Genomic DNA, 18,310 nt, shown 5'->3' on the forward strand with positions numbered 1-18,310 from the left:
AACCCAAACCCCGACAGCTAAAGTCCGACTTCACTGGTGATGTCGGGATGTGGCCACCTCTATGGGGGTCCTATCGGGGTTTAGCTGTCGGGGTTTGGGTTTCGAGCTCGATCGCGGGCGCTGATGTGGGGTTCAGCGCCGGAGAAGTCGGGGTTTTCGCCGGCGCGCTACTCGACCAGCACCGCCGCCACTCCACTGGCACCGCTGCGCCCAATTACGCCTGATTCGGGCCCCGTGATCCAGGTCCCCCGATACAGGTCTGGCCGCCCTACTCCACGCCGAGCACGGCGCGGGTCTCGGCGACGTCGAGGTTCATGCGCTCGATGAGCGGGTCGATGCCGTCGAACTTCTCCATGCCCCGGATGCGGCCGACGAAATCGATGGAGCCGGTGAGGCCGTACAGGTCCGCCGACCGGTCGAGGATGAACGCCTCGACGGTGCGGGCGGTGTCGCCGAAGGTGACGTTGGTGCCCACGGACACCGCCGCCGGGTACGCGCGGCCGAGCTCGATGTCGCCGTCCGGGTCGACGTCGGCACGCTCGGGCCCTTCGGTGGCGGTGAACCACGCCGCGTACACGCCGTCGGAGGGCACGGCGAGGCCGGGTGCGACGTCGATGTTGGCCGTCGGGAAGCCCAGCTGCGCCCCGCCCCGGCCCTGGCCGTGGATGACCTCGCCGGTGACGCGGTGCGGCCGGCCGAGGCAATCGGCGGCGGCGGCGACGTCGCCGTCGGCCAGGTGCCCGCGCACGCGCGTCGACGACACGCGGTCGCCGCCGTCGGCGAGCAGTTCGACGATCTCCACGTCGATGCCGTGCTCCGCGCCCTGCACCGGCAGCGTCTCCGTGTTGCCCGCCGCCTTGTGGCCGTAGGTGAAGTTCTCCCCCACCAGCACGGCCCGGGCGTGCAGCGTCCCGGCGAGGATGTCGCCGACGAAGTCCTCCGGCGACATGGCGGCGAGCTCCTTGTCGAAGCGCAGCACCAGCATCGCATCGACGCCGATCTCCGCCGCCAGCTCCGCGCGGCGCGGCCACGTCGCCAGCGTCGCCGGCGCCTTGTCCGGGGCGAACACGGCGATGGGGTGCGGGTCGAAGGTCACCAGCACGGCGGGCACGCCGATCTCGCGCGCCCGCTCCACCGCGCGGCCGATGAGCCGCCGGTGGCCGAGATGGATGCCGTCGAAGACGCCGATCGTCACGACGGTGTCGCCGAGGTCGGCGGGTACCTGTTCAATCCCGTGCCAGATGTCCACGCGCCAACCCTACGACACGCCACCGCCGCCGCGCCGAATAGGATGCCCCACATGAATGCATCTCCGGACATGGTCGACCCGCTGGCGGATTCGGGGCTCGTCGTCGTCGACAAGCCCGCGGGGATGACCAGCCACGACGTCGTCGGCAAGCTCAGGCGCGTGTTCGGGACGCGCCGCGTGGGGCATTCGGGGACCCTGGACCCGATGGCCACGGGCGTGCTGGTGCTCGGCGTCAATCGGGGGACGCGGTTTCTGCCGCACGTCCACGCCGACGCGAAGTCCTACGATGCGACGATCCGCCTGGGCGCGTCGACCGTCACCGACGACGCGGAGGGAGAGGTGCTGGCCACGGCGGCTCCCGAGCAGATCGCGGCCGTCACCGACGACGCGATCAGGGCGGGTGTCGCGGCGCTGACGGGCGAGATCATGCAGCGTCCCGCGTCGGTGTCGGCGGTCAAGATCGACGGGGTCCGCGCCCACGAGCGGATGCGCCGCGGGGAGGACGTCGTGCTGCCCGAGCGCCCGGTCACGGTGTCGCTTTTCGACGTCCACGCGATCCGTCGTCAGGCGGGGTTCATCGACCTCGACGTGAGCGTGGATTGCTCGGCCGGGACGTTCATCCGTTCGCTGGCGCGGGACCTGGGGGCCGGCCTGGGCGTCGGCGGCCACGTCACGGCGCTGCGGCGCACGGCCGCCGGGCCCTTCCGCATCGATGGGGCGAAGACCCTGGAGGAGCTCGCGGAGGAGCCCGTGCCCACGATGAGCCTCGACGAGGCGTGCCTGGCGTGCTTCCCCGCCCGCGACGTCACCGCCGACGAGGGCATTGCGCTGTCGCAGGGCAAGTGGCTCGAGCCGATCGGCATGGGCGGCGTGCAGGCCGCGCGGACGCCGGACGGGCGCGTCGTCGCGCTGATCACGGAGTCCGGCGACCGCGCGAAGACGGTGTTCGTCGCGCGGCCGTCGACGATGTAGGTGCGGTGCGGAGCAGCGGCCGTCAGCGCACGACGGCCGTGGCGATGACGTAGCCGTTCTCCACGGTCCAGTGGCCCTCGATGAAGTGCACCGGGGTGGGGCGCACGAGGATGTAGGAGACGAAGGTGCCGTCGGGGCGCAGGTCGATGTCGGCGTCCTCGAAACCGAGCCAGCGGCCAGTGAGCGGGTACCACGCCTTGTACGTGGCCTCCTTGGCGCAGAACAGCAGCCGGTCGGCGCATTCCAGGCCCGCGGTGCCGATGGTGGCCAACTCGCGGGGGCTCGCGATGGAGCCCAGCACGCCCTCGGGCAGCGGCTCGGCGACCTCGGCGTCGACGCCGATGGAGCGCACCAGCAGGCGCGGGGCGACGACCGCGGCGCGGAAACCCCGGGTGTGCGTCATGGAGCCGGTGATCTGGTTCGGCCAGATGGGCATGCCCCGCTTGCCGCGCAGGATCGGGCGCGCCGACGGGCGGCCGGTGAGCTCCTCGATGGCCCGGTGGGCGCACCAGCGGGCATCGCCGAACTCGGCCTTGCGCGCATCGACGGCGCCGGAGACGAGATTGCGTTCCAGCGGGTCGAGCTCGTGGTAGTGATCCAGGCTGTCGCCGTTCGTCCACATCTGATGGAACGAGGCGTGAGCCGGGAGCATGGCCTTCGTGAGCACCGTCATCGAACCTCCATTACTGGGTAGGGCCACGTCCGGTCGCCTTCCCGCGGCTGCCATTCCCTGGGGTAGCCCAGCGAGACCTCCGTGTGCGGCACGCCGTCGACGACGGTGGTGCCGGGGATGTGCAGGTGCCCGTAGATGACGTGGCGGGCCTGGTACCGCGTGCCCCAATCCTGCGTGTGCCGGGTGCCGGCCCACATGGACAATTCCGGGTAGTACACCGCCGACAGCGGTTCCTTCGCCAGCGGCCAATGATTGACCAGAATCGTCGGCCCGTCGACGCGGGCGAGCCTGCGCACCGTGTACGCGAGGCGGCGCCGGCACCACAGCACCGGGTCGACGAAGGGGCGGATGGCGAACTCGTCGGTCATGACGACCTGCCGGGCATTGGCCATCTCGAGTGCCTCGCCGATGGTCGTGCCGGCGGGGCGCCAGGAATAGTCGTACAGGGTGAACAGCGGGCAGATGGTCACGCCGCCGAACTCGGGGTACGGATCCTCGGGCGTGAGCACGCCGAGGCGCCGGCAACCGTCGACGAGCTGCGCGTAGCGGTCCTCGCCCACGTGGGCGTCGGCGCCGCGGCAGAACAGCTCGTGGTTGCCGGGGACCCAGATCACCTGCGCCCAGCGGCGGGACAGCTCGCCGAGGGTCTTGAGCACCAGCTCGGGCCGCTCGGCGACGTCGCCGGCGACGATGAGCCAGTCCGCGGGGTTGCGCGGCTGCAGGCTCTCCATCACCGCCTTGTTCGCCTTGACGGCCACGTGCAGGTCGGAAATCGCCCACAGGGTGATCGACGAATGGTCGTCGTCCGCCATGGGCGCCTCCTCGTGGCTCGTGCCGGTTGCCGGGTGATGGTGAAGCCGGGTCTGGCAGATATATCGCCGCCGGTCACGGAATCGTAACGGATCGGCGGCGATTCGCGGGAAAAGTCCACGCAAACCAGACTCTCAGGCAACTTTAGTCACACATGCCCCACGGTCAACAGTTTTGGGGCGGCAAATCACCGGCGCGCGGCCCCTACTCCCCCGCCGCCACCGTCCACTTCGGACCGCGGTAGCGCACGGCGACGAAGATGAGCCGCAGCACCATGAACGTCAGCAGCCCCCACCACACGCCGGTGAGCCCCCAGCCCATCGACAGCGTCAGCCACACCGGCGGCAGGAATCCGAGCACCACGGCGGTGATCGTCGCGTTGCGCAGGAACGCCGCATCCCCGGCCCCCAGCAGCACGCCGTCGATGGCGAAGACGACGCCGCCGACGGGGATCATGGCCACGAGAATCCACCACGGCCCCTCGGCGATGGCCGCGAGCACGCCCCCGGCATCGGTGAACACGCGCGGCAACACGGAATTGAGCAGGGCGAACACCGCGGCGAGCACGCCGGCGAAAACCGTCGACCAGGCGATGACGCGCCGCGCGGTGAACCTCGCCGCCGCCACCGAGCCGACGCCCAGCGCCGCACCGACCAGCGTCTGCGCCGCGATCGCCAGCGAGTCGAGCACCAGCGACAGCAGGTTCCACAGCTGCAGCAGGATCTGGTGGCCGCCGAGCGAATACGCCCCCAGCCGCCCCGCGACGCCGGCCGCGGACAGGAACGCGACCTGGAACGCCAGCGAACGCAGGATCAGGTCCCGGCCCAGCACCAGCTGCCGCTTGATCAGGGTCCAGCTCGGTTGCTTGTCGACGTCCCGTTCAGACGCCGACGCCACCAATTTCCGGATGAAGAAGCCCGCCGTCAGCGTCTCGCCGCCGATCATCGCCCACGCCGATCCGTCCAAACCCAACCATCCGACGAGCGGGACGATGGCGATCGCCGCGGGCCCCAGCCCGCCGACGACGTAGAGGAAGGGCCGGCGCGTGTCCTGCACCCCGCGCATCCAACCATTGCCGGCTTGGGCGATGAGCGTGAGCGGGATGCCGAAGGCCGCGATGCGCAGCCATCCGGCCGCGGCGGTCGCCACTTCCGGATCGGGCGCGAGCAGCCGCGTGATCGCGCCGGCGAAGATCTGCACCAGCCCGAAGAGGATGGCGCCGACGAAGATGGCCACCCACGTGGCCTGCACCCCCTCGGTCACCGCGCCGCGCACGTCGCCGCGGCCGAACGCCCGCGACGCCCGGGCGGTGGTGCCGTAGGCGAGGAACGTCAGCTGCGCGGTGAGCATGGAGAACACCGTCGCCCCCGCAGCCAGCGCCGCGAGCTCCACCGCCCCCAGGCGGCCGACGACGGCCGTGTCCAACAGCAGATACAGCGGCGGCGCCGCCAACACCCCGAGGGCGGGCAGCGCCAGGCCGAGAATCCGGCCCGCGGTGACCGGCCGGTCCAGCTCGGTGGTCACCTCAGATGCCGTCGTCGGATACGGGCGTGCCGGGCTTCTCGATCGTCGCCGCCGCCACCTCCGACGCCCCGATCAACGCGCCCAGGACACCGTCCCGGTCGCCGCTGAAGTTGTACCCCGCCGCTCGCTGGTGTCCTCCGCCGCCGAGGAACTTGGCCACCTCGGAGACGTCGACAAGCTCGGTTGAACGCAGCGACATCGACCAGAACCCCGGCGCATACTCCTTGAACACCGCCGCGACATCGCCGCCCTTGGTCGTGCGCACGACGTCGACGACCGCCTCGACCTCATCGTGACCGACGTCGGCCATGTCCTCGTGCGACACCGTCACGTGCACCAGGCCCGCACCATCGGCCCAGCCGGGGACGCGGCCCGCCGTGGCCATGACGCGGCCCAAAAACGGCAGGAACTCGAACGGGTGGCCCTCCAGCAGCTGCGCGCCGATGGTCCGCGGGTCCAGGCCCTTGTTCAGCAGCCGCGCCGCCGCCGTGTGCATGCGGGAACGCCCGAACTGGAACGACACCGTGTCCGTGAGCAGGCCCGCGTACAGCGCATGCGCCATGTCGCGGGTCAGGCGGATGCCCCAGACCTCGAAGAAGTCCAGCAGCACCATCGTCGAGGACTCCGCGTCCTCGTCGACCATGTTCACCGTGCCGTAGTGCGTGTTCGAATCGTGGTGATCGACGACGATGAGCCGCTGCGACGACAGCATCCGCTCGCGCAGGCAACCCAGCCGCTCCGGGCTCGCGCAATCGACCGACACCCACGTGTCCACCGACTCCGGGATGTCATCGGGCGACACGAAGAACTCCCAGCCCGGGATGGTCAGCAGCGACTTCGCCGGCAACTCGTCGTTGCCGTACGCCGCCACGGCGCGGATGCCCCGCTGGCGCAGCGCCATGACCATCGCCGACGCCGCGCCGATCGCGTCGGCGTCGGGGTGGATGTGGCAGACCACCGCCACGAACTCGGCGTCGGCGAGCATGTCCATCGAATCCTGGATCGGACCCGACATGCGCCGGCTGATCGACTGCGACAGCTGGTGCGCCGCCTGCTCCGCCGGCCCCACCTCAGGCCTCCGGCTCGTCGTCGCGGCGGTACGGATCGGACTCGCCCGCGGGGGCGGCGCCTTCGCGCAGCTTCGCCAGTTCGGCGTCGCGGCGGCGGGTCGCCTCGAGCAGCTCCTCCATGTGGGCGCTGGCCTCGGGGACGGTGTCGACCTCGAACGACAGCGTCGGTGTGTACCGCACGCCGAGCGCGCGACCGACGAGCGAGCGCAGCTGGCCGCGGGCGCGGTGCAGCGCCTCGGCGGCGGCCTCCCAGTCGGGGTCCTCGTCGATGGTGCGGCCGCGGGCGGTGTAGAACACCGTGGCGTCGTGCAGGTCGCCGGTGACGCGGCAATCGGTGATGGTCACCAGCTCCAGCCTCCGGTCCTTGACCTCGCGCTCGATCGCGGCGGCGACGACCTCCTGGATTCGCTTGGCCATGCGGCGTGCGCGTGCGGGATCGGCCATCTCGATCTACTCCTCTGGTCGGGGACTTCTTGTCGCTGACGTGCGTCGGGACGCGAGGTGATCGCGCCCGAACTCCGGCCACCCAGGATAGCCGTTCGTTTCGCCGGTTTGTGTCCGGCCCCGCCGATTCGCCGCCTGCGCGGGGTCGCCCTCGGCGAACGCCCGCCCGCGCCCTACTTTGCGACGGCCCGCGCGCCACCCCGCCAACCGACACCGCGAAGTCGTCGCCGAACGGGGACGGTGCGCCGGTTTCGGGCCGAGGAGATACCAACGCCGCGTCGCCAACTGCGTTTGCGCAGGTGGCGGAAATCGTCGGCGTCTCCTTGGCACGAGACGAACCACGTTCTCGTGCGGATGCGGTTACACCCCTCCGCGGACCCAGAGCATCGCCGCAGGTGACGGGCTGCACACGTGAAGCGTTGGCACCACATATGCACGAGCGCTTGCTTGTCGACGGCCCGCGCCCCCGCCAACCACCCGACACGACGAAGCCGGCCCCCGCACCGAATGGCGTGGGGGCCGGCCGTCGAAAAGCGACGTGCCGTGGGGCACCGATCACTCTCGGGTCCGCGGACTAGTTGTTATGTCCCGTGAGGTTGTGAACGACTTCCGCGGGAGTTGAGCCGCCCAGTGCGCCATGGGGTCGGTGGTGATTGTAATGATGCAACCACCCCGGATACACCCGCGCACGGGCGGCTTCACCGTCGTAGGTATCGGCATAGGCCCATTCAGCGGCCAACGTCCTGTTGAACCGCTCGACCTTGCCATTGGTCTGCGGCCGATACGGACGGGTAAACACATGCTTGACCTGCTCGGCGGCGAGCACGTTGTTGAACAACTTCGACCGGTATGCCGAGCCGTTGTCGGTCATCACCCGGCTAATGGCGATGCCGTAGCCGGCGAAGAAGGTCCGGGCTCGCTGCCAAAACCCCACCACGGTGTCCTTCTTCTCGTCGTCGAGTATCTCCGAGTACGCCAGCCGGGAGCAGTCGTCGACGACGTGGTGCAGGCAGGCGTAGCCGACGCCGGAGTGGCCCTTGGTCTTGTCGTTTCCGCGGCCGAGTTTGCGCCAGCCACCGCCGTCGGGGATGCGGCCGAGCTTTTTGACGTCCATGTGGACCATGTCGCCGGGGACGTCGTAGACGTAGGAGTTGGCCGGTGCCCGGCGTATCGGAAGTCCGGTGGCCTGGTCGAGGCAGGACAGCGCCGGCATGCGGTAGCGGCGCAGGACGCGGTGGACCGTGGAAGGGGCCATGCCCAGGTGGAAGGCGATGCGGGCCGGACCCCAGCGTCGGGTGTGGCGCAATTTGATGATGCGGCGTTCGGTCCGCTGTGGGGTTTGGTTCGGGCTGGTGGCCGGCTTGCTGGTCCGGTCGGTCATGGGCAGTCCGTCGCGGTAACGGCGGGACCATTTGTAGGCCGTGGAGGCCGAGACTTGGAAGCGTTCGGCGGCGCGGGCGCAGCTCCAGCCATCGTCGATGATGAGCTTGGCCAGGCGCAGTCGCCCGGTGGGGGTCAGTGGTGCGTTAGCGTGTGTCATGGAAGGTCGTTTCTGGTGTCTTTGAGTGTGGTAACCCAAGACAATCACAGGGACGGCCTTCCCTTGTTCTATCCAGCCGGGGCAATCGCCTGACGTGGTGATGCCCCGGTAGGCAGCGTTCGCAACCTACCGGGGCATAACAACTAGTCGCGCGGGACCTCGACCATCTCGTAGGCCTCGATGATGTCGTCCACCTGGATATCCGGGTAGGACAGCACCATGCCGCACTCGTAACCGGCGGTGACCTCGGTGGCGTCGTCCTTCTCGCGGCGCAGCGAGTTGATCGTCGCCTGCTCCGCCACGACGTTGCCGTCGCGGATGAGGCGGACCTTCGCGTTGCGGCGCATCTTGCCGGACTCCACCATGCAACCCGCGATGAGGCCGATGGCGGACGCCTTGAAGATCGCGCGGATCTCGGCGCGGCCGACCTCGCGCTCCTCGTAGATCGGCTTGAGCATGCCGCGCAGGGCCTGCTCCACTTCCTCGATCGCCTTGTAGATGACCGTGTAGTAGCGCACGTCCACGCCGGCGGCATTGGCGGCCTCGGTCGCCTTGCCCTCCGAACGGACGTTGTAGCCGATGATGACGGCATCCGACGCTTCGGCCAGCGTGACGTTGGTCTGCGTCACCGCACCGACGCCGCGGTCGATGATGTTCAGCTGGACCTCGTCGTCGACCTCGATCTTGAGCAGCGCCTCTTCCAGTGCCTCGACGGTACCGGCGTTGTCGCCCTTCAGGATCAGGTTCAGCGAGTTGGTCTCCTTCATGTACTCATCGAGGTTCTCGAGGGAGACGCGGCGGCGGTTGCGGGCCTGCAGCGCATTGCGGCGGCGGGCGTCGCGACGGTCCGCGATCTGGCGGGCCGTGCGATCCTCCTCCACCACGAGCAGGTTGTCGCCGGCGCCACACACCGAGGTCAGGCCCTGGACCTGCACCGGGCGGGACGGACCCGCCTCCTCGACATCGTTGCCGTACTCGTCGACCATGCGGCGGACGCGACCGTAGGCGTCACCGACGACGATCGAGTCGCCGACGCGCAGCGTGCCGCGCTGGACGATGACGGTGGCGACCGGGCCACGGCCGCGGTCCAGGTGCGCCTCGATGGCGATGCCCTGGGCGTCCATGTCCGGGTTGGCGCGCAGATCGAGGGCCGCGTCGGCCGTGAGCAGCACGGCCTCCAGCAGCTTCTCGATGTTCTCGCCCTGCTTCGCGGAGATGTCGACGAACATGGTGTCGCCGCCCCACTCCTCGTCGGTCAGGCCGTACTCGGTGAGCTGGCCGCGGATCTTCTGCGGGTCCGCGCCCTCCTTGTCGATCTTGTTGACCGCCACGACGATCGGCACGTCGGCCGCCTTCGCGTGGTTGATGGCCTCCACCGTCTGCGGCATGACGCCGTCGTCGGCGGCGACGACGAGGATCGCGACGTCGGTGGCCTGTGCACCGCGGGCACGCATGGCGGTGAACGCCTCGTGGCCCGGGGTGTCCAGGAAGGTCACCTTGCGCTCGTAGTCCTCGAAGTCGACGTTGACCTGGTAGGCGCCGATGTGCTGCGTGATGCCGCCGGCCTCGTCGCCGCCCACGTTCGCCTTGCGGATGGTGTCCAGCAGGCGGGTCTTGCCGTGGTCGACGTGGCCCATGACGGTGACCACCGGCGGGCGGACCATGAGGTCTTCCTCATCGCCCTCGTCCTCGCCGAACTGCAGGTCGAAGGACTCGAGGAGCTCGCGGTCCTCGTCCTCCGGGGAGACGACCTGAACCTTGTAGTCCATCTCGTCGCCCAGCAGCTGCAGGGTCTCGTCGCTCACCGAGGCGGTCGCGGTGACCATCTCGCCGAGGTTGAACAGGGCCTGCACCAGGGCGGCCGCGTCCGCGCCGATCTTCTCGGCGAAGTCGGACAGGGAGGCGCCGCGGGCGAGGCGGATGGTCTGGCCCTGGCCGTTGGGCAGCTTGACGCCGCCGACGACCGAAGGAGCCTGCATCGACTCGTACTCGTGCCGCTTCTGCCGCTTCGACTTGCGTCCGCGGCGCGGGGCGCCGCCCGGGCGCCCGAAGGCACCGGCGGTTCCGCCGCGGCGTCCGCCGCGACCACCGCGCGGGCCACCGCCACCGGGGCCGCCGCCCGGGCCGCCGCGACCGCCGCGCCCGCCGGAAGCGGACTTGGCGGGCATCTGGCCCGGGTTCGGGTGCGACGGCATCATCGACGGGGTGGGGCGGTTGCCGCCGCCACCCTGGCCGCCGCGGCCGCCGCCCTGGGGACGGGGGCCGCCCTTGCCGGCGCCCTGCGGGCGGGGGCCGCCCTGGCCGCCGGGGCGTCCGCCCGGCTTCGGGCCGGGTCGGCCGCCACCCTGCGGGCGGGGCATGGCGGACGGGCGCGGCGCGGGGCGCTCGCCCGTGGAGAACGGGTTGTTGGCCACGCGGGGGGCGCGGCCGCCGGGCTTGGGGCCCGGCTTGCCGCCGCCGGCGCCGCCACGGCCCTGCGGGCGCGGCTGGTCGCCGCCCTGCGGGGCGGGGCGGGCGGCCGGTGCGGGCTTGGCGCCCGGCTTGGCCGGGGCGGCCTTCGGGGCCGGCTGGCCCGGCTTGGCGGCCGGGGACTTCGGGGCCGGCTGGTCCTGCTTCGCCGCGGGGCCCGGCTGGGCCGGGGCCTTCGGGGCGGGCTGGCCCGGCTTGGCCGCCGGGGTCTTCGGGGCGGCCGCAGCGGGCTTGTCCTGCGCGGCGGGCGCGTCCTGCTTGGCCTTCGCCGCCGCCGGTCCCGGCTGGGCCGGGGACTTCGGGGCGGGCTGGCCCGGCTTGGCGGCCGGTGCCTTCGGGCCGGGCTTGGCGCCGCCCGGCTTCGGGCCCGGCTTGCCGGCGCCCGGCTTCGCGTCGCCGCCGGCGTGCTGGCCGTCCTGGGACGCGTAGAGCTGCTTCATGCGCTTGACGACGGGCGGTTCCACCGTCGACGACGCGGTCTTGACGAATTCGCCCTGCTCTTTGAGCTGGGCGAGAAGTTCCTTGCTGGTGACCCCGAGCTGCTTTGCGAGCTCATGGACACGGAGCTTTCCGGACACTTTTCTCCTCACTTGTGGAGTCGAACAGTGCCGGGCGGGTTCGTTTCCCGCGCATTGGCCTTCTGCCGACTCCCGTTATCGGTTGCCGTTCATCGCTGATGCTTCATCGTGCGCTCATCAGTGTTCAGGTCTTTCCGTTGGTCGGTTCCCGGTCGCCGTGGCCGCAGGGTGCGGCTCCGGCATGTGCCCCGAGGGATTCGAGGTACTCGCGGACCGGGTTCGCGTCCGCGTTCGCGGACACCTTCAATGCGCGGCCGAACGCGCGGCGCTTGTCGGCCACCGCCCATGCGTCGAGCGTGGGGGTGATCCAGGCGCCTCGCCCCGGCATGCGTCGCCGGGGGTCGGGGATGACGCGGGTGGCGTCGCCGTCGGGGCGGGCCACCATCCGCAGCAGCCGCCCTTCGGGCAGCCGGGTGCGGGTGGCGATGCAGGTTCGTTCGCGTTCGACGAATTGCGGGGCGTTGTCGTCCCGGGTCATCGTCATGCGCAGACGCACCTGTCCTTCCACCGTCGTTCCTCGTTGGCCGTCTTACAGCTTAACCCGAAACGGGCCCCGAATCCCAACCCCGTGGTTTCGGCGCGGCGGATGCGGATGCTTTGCGACGGCCCGCCGGCCCCCTATTCGCCCGCGGCGCCGGGGGCGGCGGTGAAGTCGGTGGCCGATCCGGCGGCGGGCCCGTCGGTCTGCTCGGGGACTTCGGCATCCGAGTGGATGTCGATGCGCCAGCCGGTCAGGCGGGCGGCGAGGCGCGCGTTCTGGCCTTCGCGGCCGATGGCCAGCGACAGCTGGTAGTCCGGCACGACGACGCGGGCCTGGCGCTCCTCTTCGTCGAGCACCTCGACCTTGACCACCTTGGCCGGGGCCAGGGCGTTGCCCACGAACTTCGCCGGGTCCTCGTCGAAGTCGATGATGTCGATCTTCTCGCCGCCGAGCTCGTTCATGATGGCGCTGACGCGCTGGCCGCGCGGTCCGATGCAGGCGCCCTTGGCGTTGAGGCCCTTGACGGTGGGCTGCACGGCGACCTTGGAGCGGTGGCCGGCCTCTCGGGCGATGGACACCAGCTCGACGGCGCCGTCGGCGACCTCGGGGACCTCGAGCTCGAAGAGCTTGCGCACGAGTTCGGGGTGGGTGCGCGAGAGGTTGATGGCGACGCCGCGCGGGGTCTTGTTCACGCCGACGACGTAGCACTTGGTGCGGTCGCCGTGCTCCAGGGTCTCGCCCGGCAGCTGCTCGGCGGGCAGGAGGATGCCGTCGCGGCCGTGGGCCTCGGAGCCGATGTGGACGACGATGATGCCCTTGTCGTTGGCGCGGACGTCGCGCTGGACGACGCCGGAGATGACCTGGTTCTCCAGGTCGGCGAACTCGCCGAAAACCTTGTCGCTCTCGGCGTCGCGCAGGCGCTGGAGGATGGTCTGGCGCACGGGGTAGGCGGCGATGCGCCCGAAATCCTCGGGGGTGTCGTCCCACTCGGCGACGAGGTTGCCCTCTTCGTCGCGCTCCTGGGCGAAGACCGTGACCTCGCCGGTGTCGTAGTCGATGTCGACCCGCGCGTACTGCGCCGGCGAGTCGGTGCCCCGATAGGCCTCCCGCAGCGATCGGCCGAGCAGGCCCATCATTTCGCCGAAGGGGATGCCCCGCTCCTTTTCCAGGGTGCGCAGGGCGGCGAGTTCGATCTTCACTTGTCCAGTTCCTCCAGCCGCGTCGCGGCATCGTCGAAATCCAGTCCGGCCAGGTCGAGCTCGACGGCCGGTGCTTTAGAGAACTCAATTTCTACCACCGCCTGCTCCACCGAGGCCAACTCGAGCACGGCTCCGGTGGCCTTGGGCCGGCCCTTCGGCCCGGTGGAGGTGACGATGATCACGCGCCCGCCATCGTCGTCAAGCGCACCGATGCGGCCGACGACCTGCCCGCCGTCGGCGAGCCGGATGCGCACGAGGCGGTTGCGGTTGCGGCGCCAATGGCGCGGGGCGGCGAGCGGAGCCTCCACGCCGGGAGTGCTGACCTCGAGGGTGTACTCCAGCTCACCGAAGCGGATCGTGCGGGCGGCCTCGGCGTCGTCGAGCGCGGCGGAGATGTCCCGCGTCACGGCCTCGATGGCGCCGAGGTCGGGGGCGTCGTCGCCGTCGACGAGCACGGTGACCTGCGACTTGCGGCCCGCGCCGGTGACCTTCACGTCCTCGATGTCGAGGCCGTGGGCGGCGGCTGCGGGGCGGATGACGTCTGCGATTGCTTCTGCGGGGGGAAAGGCCATGCGGTGCATTCTAACCACCGGCGATCGTGGCACGATGGACGCGTGATCGACCCGACTGCTCCCCTGCCCCGCCGTGCATTCCTCGTCGGTGCCGCCGGCGCCGGCGGTGCCCTGGCCCTGGCCGCCGCGGGATGCGCGCCCATCACCGCGCCGTCGGCGGACCCCGTGGTGGAGGCCGCGTGGGCACTTGCGCTTCGTGACGCCGACGTGCTCGGCGATGCCGCGTCGAGCGCCGCCGAGACCCGCGCCGCCCAGGCCGACGCCCTGGCCGCGGAGGTGTCGCGGTCATGCGGCGTCCTCGAGGACGGGTCCTCGCCGGAGGAGTGCGTCGCCGCGCCGTCTCCCCTGCCGGCCGCGCCGTCCCCGTCGGAGCCGGTGGCGGTGCTGGCGGAGTCGAGGGGTTCCGGGCTGCTTTACGACGCCCTCGGTTCGGGCCGTGCGCTCCAGGATCCGTATGAGGCCGCGCTCGTCTCCGCGGTCGATGGCGGCATCGTGCTCGCACTGCGTGGTCTGGGCACCGAGTGGGCGGATCTGGTGCCGGAGCTCGCGGGTGGCGGGGACAACGAAGAAGACGGAGTGCTCGACGCCGACGACGCCGCCCCCTTCGCCGACGCCCTCATCGCCGAGTACGCGCTGATCTACGGCATGGGCGTGGCCGCCCCGCGCATCGGCGGAGAGCTGCGCCAGTCGACGGCCACCAGCGCCGATCGGCACCGCATGCTGCGCGACCGCGTCATTTCGCTCGTCGAAGACGCCGGGGCGGACGTGCCCGTGGCTGAACCGGGCTACGCGGTCGTCGACGGCGCGCCGGACCCCGAGTCCGACGCCGCCGGTTTCGCCGCCGCCCTGGAGGATTCGTGCGCGCAGGCGTGGCGGCAGGCGCTCCTGGACGCAAAGAAGCCCGCCGCACGCGCGTTCGCGCTGCACGCGGCGGGCATGTGCCACGCCGGTGGCTCGGTCTTCCGCGGCGACGGTGCCGCCGCGCTGCCGGGCCTGCCGGGTTAGGCCTTCTTGCTCGGCCCTCGTTGATCAGGCCTTCTTGATCAGGTCCAGCACCGTGCCGATGGCATCGTCGTAGTCGATCTCGGAGGTCTCGCCGCCGATGCGGTCGCGCAGCTCCACCTTGTGGTCGGCGAAGCCGCGGCCGACGACGACCACGACGGGCATGCCCAGCAGCTCGGAGTCCTTGAACTTCACGCCGGGGCTCACCTTCGGGCGGTCGTCGAATAGCACGGACACGCCCGCGGCGTCGAGCTCCCCGGCGAGCTTCTCGGCGGCCTCGGCGGCTGCGGCGTCCTTGTTGGCGATGACCACGTGGGCCTGGAACGGCGCGATCGACGCCGGCCAGCGCAGGCCGCGGTCGTCGTGAAGCTGCTCCGCGACCACCGCGACCAGGCGCGAGACGCCGATGCCGTAGGAGCCCATGGTCGGGCGGGAGCGCTTGCCGCCCTCGTCGAGGATGTCGACCTCGAAGGCGTCGGTGTACTTGCGGCCGAGCTGGAAGATGTGGCCGATCTCGATGCCGCGCTGCAGCGTCAGCGTGCCCTCGCCATCGGGGGCCGCATCGCCCTCGCGGACCTCCGCGGCCTCGATGGTGCCGGCCGGCTGGAAATCGCGGCCGACGACGAGGTCGACGACGTGGCGGTTCGGCTCGTCGGCGCCGGTGATCCACGCGGTGCCCTCGACGACGCGGGGGTCGACGTGCAGCGGGACCTCGTTGGCGGCCAGGCCGCGCGGACCGATGTAGCCCTTGACCAGGAACGGGTTCTTGGCGAAGTCCTTGTCCTCCAACAGGCGCACCTCGGCCGGGGCCAGGCCCGCCTCGACGCGCTTCATGTCCACCTCGCGGTCGCCCGGCACGCCGATGCCCGCGAGCTCCCACTCGCCGCCCGGCTGGCGGATGGCGACCATGACGCACTTGAGCGTGTCGGACGCGGTGACTTCGCGGCCCAGGCCGGCGGCGTCGGAGTTGGCCCACTCGACGAGGGCGTCGATGGTGGTGGCGTCGGGGGTCTCGTGGACCACGGCCTCCGGCTTGCCCTCGATGGGCTGGGCCGGCGGGGCCGGGGTGATCACGGCCTCGACGTTGGCGGCGTAATCGGAGGCGGTGGAGCGCACGAACGTGTCCTCGCCCGACGGCGCCACGGCGAGGAACTCTTCGGAGGCCGACCCGCCCATGGCGCCCGACGTCGCCGAGCAGATGACGTACTCGAGGCCGAGGCGGTCGAAGATGCGCTGGTAGGCGCCGCGGTGGAGCTGGTACGACTCGTCGAGGCCGGCGTCGTCCATGTTGAAGGAGTACGAGTCCTTCATGATGAACTCGCGGCCGCGCATGATGCCCGCGCGCGGGCGCGCCTCGTCGCGGTACTTGTTCTGGATCTGGTACAGCGTGACCGGGAAATCCTTGTAGGAGTTGTACAGGTCCTTCACGGCCAGCGCGAACATTTCCTCGTGCGTCGGGCCGAGGAGGTAGTCGCCCTTGCGGCGGTCCTGCAGGCGGAACAGGTCGTCGCCGTACTCGGTCCAGCGGTTGGACTTCTCGTAGGGCTCGCGCGGCAGCAGCGCCGGGAACGAGATCTCCTGCGCGCCGATGCCGTCCATTTCCTCGCGGACGACGGTCTCGATGTTGCGCAGCACCTTCAGTCCCAGCGGCAGCCAGGAGTAGATGCCGGGGGCGTGGCGCCGGATGTAGCCGGCGCGGACGAGGAGCTTGTGGCTGGGCACTTCGGCATCAGCCGGGTCGTCCCGCAGGGTGCGCAGGAACAGCCGAGACATACGCGTGATCATGCGGCCACTCTACCGGTCGCACCCCCACTCGTCGGGCACCGGGCGGCGTTTGCGTCGCCCGACGTCCGCGCCGAAATCGGGGCCGATAAAGTCGGTGCCCATGCTGATTCTTCTGCCGCCGTCGGAGACCAAGTCGACCGGGGGTTCCGGTGCCCCCGTGGACCTGGAGGGTCTGTCCTGGCCCGAGTTGACGGGCATCCGCAGCGAGATCGCCGAGGACCTGGTGGCGCTGGCCGCCGACCGCGATGCGGCGATGACGGCGCTGAAGCTGGGCCCGAAGCTCGCCGACGAGGTCGACGCCAACGCGGCGCTGCTCACCTCCCCGACGATGCCGGCCCTGGACCGGTACACGGGAGTGCTTTTCGACGCCCTCGGCGCCGCATCCCTCTCCCCCGCAGCCCGTGGCCGCCTGGCCGTCGGTTCGGCGCTGTTCGGCGTCGTGGGCGGCGAGGACATGATCCCCAAATACCGCCTGTCCGGCGGGTCGAAGCTCCCGCGCTCCGGCGCACCGTCGGCCGCCGCCCCGACCATGCGCGCCCGCTGGGGCAAGGCCATCACCGCGGCGCTGGCCGACGGCGACCACGGCCTCATCGTCGATCTCCGCTCCGGCACCTACATGAACCTGGGCAAGGTCCCCGGGGCGGTGACCGCCACGGTGCTCACCACCGAGGGCAAGGTCGTGTCGCACTTCAACAAGCACCACAAGGGCCTGCTCGCGCGCGCGTTGTCGCAGGCCGGGGGCGAGGTGGCTTCGCTTGACGACGCCATCGCCGTCGCCCGCGCCGCGGGATTGGATGCGGCGACCGCAGACGGCGGGATCACCATCACGGTGCCGCCGCAGTAGGGGCGGCGGCTAGCGGCCGAGCGCCGCGACGTCGCCGATGACCATGACGGCCGGGGGCTTGACCTCCCGGTCGACGATGGTCTCGCCGAGGGTGCCCAGGTCGCAGTGCAGCACGCGCTGGTTCTCGGTGGTGCCCTCCTGGATGATCGCCGCGGGAGTATCCGCCGAGCGACCGGCGGCGACGAGGGCCTCGGCGATCTTCGGGCCGTTCTTCACGCCCATGATCACCACCAGCGTGCCCTTGAGCTGCCCCAGCGCCTCCCAGTTGACCAGCGACGTCGGGTGGCCCGGCGGCACGTGGCCGGACACGACGGTGAAGTCGTGGTTGACGCCGCGCTGCGTGACGGGGATGCCGGCGGCGGCGGGAACGGAGATCGCCGACGTGATGCCGGGGACCTCGGTGACGGGCACGCCGGCGTCGCGCAGTGCCACGAGCTCTTCGAAGCCGCGGCCGAACAGGTACGGGTCGCCGCCCTTGAGGCGCACGACGAACAGCCCCTGCCGTGCCCGGTCGATGAGCAGCTCGTTGATGCGCTCCTGCGCCATCGCCCGGCCGTAGGGCAGCTTGGCGGCGTCGATGATCTCCACGTCGAGGTCCAGCTCGCCGAGCAGCGACAGCGGGCCGAGGTGGTCGGTGAGCACGACGTCGGCAAGCCTCAGCAGCCGGCGGCCCTCGACCGTGATCAGGTCCGGATCACCCGGGCCACCGCCGACGAGGGCAACCGTGCCCGCCAGGTGGCCGGCGCGGGAGGCGCGGCGGCCCTTGAATTCCTGCGCGTGCTGGGCGGCGCCGTCGGTGGCGTCGTCGACGAGGACGCCGTGCAGGTTGGACTGGACCAGGACCTCGCGCAGCAGATCCGGGTCGGTGACCACGACCATCCGCTTGCCCCACAGCATCGCCGGGGTGAAGGGCGTGCGCCACAGCTGGATGCGGCCGCGCTCGGCCCATCCCTCGATACCGGGCGAGATCTCGCCGCCCTCGCACACGATGACCTCGGCGCCGGCGTCGACCAGGCCGGGGATGACGCGCTCGGCGGTGGTCGATGCTCCGACGACGAGAACGCGGCTGCCCTTCAACATCAAAGTCATGATGGGATC

General features: G+C 71.0%; 16 protein-coding genes. 3 read left to right on the plus strand and 13 right to left on the minus strand.

Going from position 1 to position 18,310, the window contains the following annotated elements; genetic code table 11:
- Window positions 1–268: 268 nt before the first annotated feature.
- Window positions 269–1,249, minus strand: coding sequence for a bifunctional riboflavin kinase/FAD synthetase (locus ACFWGD_RS00970; RefSeq protein ID WP_377776651.1), 981 nt, complete (start codon window positions 1,247–1,249; stop codon window positions 269–271).
- A gap of 69 nt (window positions 1,250–1,318) precedes the next feature.
- Between ACFWGD_RS00970 and truB the strand changes: the two genes are divergently transcribed.
- The gene (truB, locus tag ACFWGD_RS00975) at window positions 1,319–2,221 is read left to right on the plus strand and encodes a tRNA pseudouridine(55) synthase TruB (protein ID WP_377776998.1); all 903 of its coding nucleotides are present in this window, start codon (window positions 1,319–1,321) and stop codon (window positions 2,219–2,221) included.
- 22 nt (window positions 2,222–2,243) lie between these two features.
- On the opposite strand, the gene ACFWGD_RS00980 is transcribed toward truB, so the two are convergent.
- The 10 genes from ACFWGD_RS00980 to rimP all read right to left on the minus strand — a co-directional run bounded on the left by ACFWGD_RS00980 (window position 2,244) and on the right by rimP (window position 13,581).
- Window positions 2,244–2,888 carry a 4'-phosphopantetheinyl transferase gene (locus ACFWGD_RS00980; RefSeq protein WP_377776999.1) on the minus strand — a complete coding sequence of 215 codons (645 nt, stop codon included), beginning with the start codon at window positions 2,886–2,888 and terminating at the stop codon, window positions 2,244–2,246.
- Between the two features lie 2 nt (window positions 2,889–2,890).
- Window positions 2,891–3,706 (minus strand): metallophosphoesterase family protein, encoded by an 816-nt coding sequence (locus ACFWGD_RS00985; RefSeq protein WP_377776652.1) that lies wholly within the window; start codon window positions 3,704–3,706, stop codon window positions 2,891–2,893.
- A gap of 202 nt (window positions 3,707–3,908) precedes the next feature.
- Window positions 3,909–5,228 carry an MATE family efflux transporter gene (locus tag ACFWGD_RS00990; RefSeq protein WP_377776653.1) on the minus strand — a complete coding sequence of 440 codons (1,320 nt, stop codon included), beginning with the start codon at window positions 5,226–5,228 and terminating at the stop codon, window positions 3,909–3,911.
- A 1-nt stretch (window position 5,229) separates the two neighbouring features.
- A complete protein-coding gene (locus ACFWGD_RS00995) occupies window positions 5,230–6,243 on the minus strand; it encodes a bifunctional oligoribonuclease/PAP phosphatase NrnA (RefSeq protein WP_377776654.1) in 1,014 nt (337 codons plus the stop codon).
- Between the two features lie 55 nt (window positions 6,244–6,298).
- Window positions 6,299–6,742 carry a 30S ribosome-binding factor RbfA gene (rbfA, locus tag ACFWGD_RS01000; RefSeq protein ID WP_377776655.1) on the minus strand — a complete coding sequence of 148 codons (444 nt, stop codon included), beginning with the start codon at window positions 6,740–6,742 and terminating at the stop codon, window positions 6,299–6,301.
- Window positions 6,743–7,316: 574 nt separating this feature from the next.
- Window positions 7,317–8,282 (minus strand): IS481 family transposase, encoded by a 966-nt coding sequence (locus ACFWGD_RS01005; RefSeq protein ID WP_377776656.1) that lies wholly within the window; start codon window positions 8,280–8,282, stop codon window positions 7,317–7,319.
- A gap of 143 nt (window positions 8,283–8,425) precedes the next feature.
- Window positions 8,426–11,329: a translation initiation factor IF-2 gene (infB, locus tag ACFWGD_RS01010; RefSeq protein ID WP_377776657.1), complete on the minus strand. Its 2,904-nt coding sequence runs from the start codon at window positions 11,327–11,329 to the stop codon at window positions 8,426–8,428.
- Window positions 11,330–11,453: 124 nt separating this feature from the next.
- Complete coding sequence (locus tag ACFWGD_RS01015) at window positions 11,454–11,807, minus strand: YlxR family protein (RefSeq protein ID WP_377777000.1); 354 nt, start codon at window positions 11,805–11,807, stop codon at window positions 11,454–11,456.
- A 140-nt stretch (window positions 11,808–11,947) separates the two neighbouring features.
- Window positions 11,948–13,009, minus strand: coding sequence for a transcription termination factor NusA (nusA, locus tag ACFWGD_RS01020; protein WP_377776658.1), 1,062 nt, complete (start codon window positions 13,007–13,009; stop codon window positions 11,948–11,950).
- Window positions 13,006–13,581 carry a ribosome maturation factor RimP gene (gene rimP, locus ACFWGD_RS01025; RefSeq protein WP_377776659.1) on the minus strand — a complete coding sequence of 192 codons (576 nt, stop codon included), beginning with the start codon at window positions 13,579–13,581 and terminating at the stop codon, window positions 13,006–13,008. Before rimP ends, nusA begins: the two co-directional genes overlap by 4 nt.
- Before the next feature lie 42 nt (window positions 13,582–13,623).
- On the opposite strand from rimP, the gene ACFWGD_RS01030 reads away from it, so the two are divergent.
- Complete coding sequence (locus ACFWGD_RS01030) at window positions 13,624–14,586, plus strand: DUF4439 domain-containing protein (protein WP_377776660.1); 963 nt, start codon at window positions 13,624–13,626, stop codon at window positions 14,584–14,586.
- Window positions 14,587–14,610: 24 nt separating this feature from the next.
- Here the strand turns inward: ACFWGD_RS01030 and ACFWGD_RS01035 are convergent, their stop codons facing one another.
- A complete protein-coding gene (locus ACFWGD_RS01035) occupies window positions 14,611–16,368 on the minus strand; it encodes a proline--tRNA ligase (protein ID WP_377776661.1) in 1,758 nt (585 codons plus the stop codon).
- A 100-nt stretch (window positions 16,369–16,468) separates the two neighbouring features.
- Between ACFWGD_RS01035 and ACFWGD_RS01040 the strand changes: the two genes are divergently transcribed.
- Window positions 16,469–17,212 (plus strand): YaaA family protein, encoded by a 744-nt coding sequence (locus ACFWGD_RS01040; RefSeq protein WP_377776662.1) that lies wholly within the window; start codon window positions 16,469–16,471, stop codon window positions 17,210–17,212.
- 9 nt (window positions 17,213–17,221) lie between these two features.
- Here the strand turns inward: ACFWGD_RS01040 and cobA are convergent, their stop codons facing one another.
- Window positions 17,222–18,301, minus strand: coding sequence for a uroporphyrinogen-III C-methyltransferase (gene cobA, locus ACFWGD_RS01045; protein WP_377776663.1), 1,080 nt, complete (start codon window positions 18,299–18,301; stop codon window positions 17,222–17,224).
- Between the last annotated feature and the right edge of the window lie 9 nt (window positions 18,302–18,310).

Origin of the sequence: Corynebacterium sp. NPDC060344, assembly GCF_042725215.1 — a bacterium.
Lineage (GTDB): Bacteria > Actinomycetota > Actinomycetes > Mycobacteriales > Mycobacteriaceae > Corynebacterium.

Excerpts from the sequence above, each read along its gene's own strand:
- ACFWGD_RS00995 (WP_377776654.1), bottom strand. The coding sequence starts at position 6,243 with ATGTCGGGTCCGATCCAGGATTCGATGGACATGCTCGCCGACGCCGAG.
- truB (WP_377776998.1), top strand. The coding sequence starts at position 1,319 with ATGGTCGACCCGCTGGCGGATTCGGGGCTCGTCGTCGTCGACAAGCCC.
- rimP (WP_377776659.1), bottom strand. The coding sequence starts at position 13,581 with ATGGCCTTTCCCCCCGCAGAAGCAATCGCAGACGTCATCCGCCCCGCA.
- rbfA (WP_377776655.1), bottom strand. The coding sequence starts at position 6,742 with ATGGCCGATCCCGCACGCGCACGCCGCATGGCCAAGCGAATCCAGGAG.
- ACFWGD_RS00985 (WP_377776652.1), bottom strand. The coding sequence starts at position 3,706 with ATGGCGGACGACGACCATTCGTCGATCACCCTGTGGGCGATTTCCGAC.
- ACFWGD_RS01005 (WP_377776656.1), bottom strand. The coding sequence starts at position 8,282 with ATGACACACGCTAACGCACCACTGACCCCCACCGGGCGACTGCGCCTG.
- ACFWGD_RS01015 (WP_377777000.1), bottom strand. The coding sequence starts at position 11,807 with ATGACCCGGGACGACAACGCCCCGCAATTCGTCGAACGCGAACGAACC.
- ACFWGD_RS01040 (WP_377776662.1), top strand. The coding sequence starts at position 16,469 with ATGCTGATTCTTCTGCCGCCGTCGGAGACCAAGTCGACCGGGGGTTCC.
- cobA (WP_377776663.1), bottom strand. The coding sequence starts at position 18,301 with ATGACTTTGATGTTGAAGGGCAGCCGCGTTCTCGTCGTCGGAGCATCG.
- ACFWGD_RS01035 (WP_377776661.1), bottom strand. The coding sequence starts at position 16,368 with ATGATCACGCGTATGTCTCGGCTGTTCCTGCGCACCCTGCGGGACGAC.